Origin of the sequence: Psychromonas arctica, from assembly GCF_038155225.1 — a bacterium.
In the GTDB taxonomy this organism is placed as follows: domain Bacteria; phylum Pseudomonadota; class Gammaproteobacteria; order Enterobacterales; family Psychromonadaceae; genus Psychromonas; species Psychromonas arctica_B.
Window position 1 is genome coordinate 1 of sequence record NZ_JBAKBA010000399.1, and the last position, 211, is coordinate 211.

At 36.5% G+C, this 211-nt stretch carries 1 protein-coding gene; it reads right to left on the bottom strand.

Going from position 1 to position 211, the window contains the following annotated elements; all coding sequences use genetic code 11:
* The coding region (locus V6255_RS18910) for an AMP-binding enzyme (protein ID WP_425355961.1) at positions 1–200 on the bottom strand (200 nt) is incomplete at its 3' end.
* Between the last annotated feature and the right edge of the window lie 11 nt (positions 201–211).

Genomic DNA, 211 nt, shown 5'->3' on the forward strand with positions numbered 1-211 from the left:
CGCGTCACATACTTCGCGCAATGGGTTTTAATGTATCCACAGGTAACCTTATGATCATTTAATACAACGAACAGATTAACCCTTACTCCCGTTGCTTCGTCTTCAATACCAATAACTGCAGCTACAAGTACTCCGTCCAATTGGACTACTATATCTTCTATTTCATTAGGATAAACATAAAAAACAGAGACTAATATCATGTCTTTTTTAC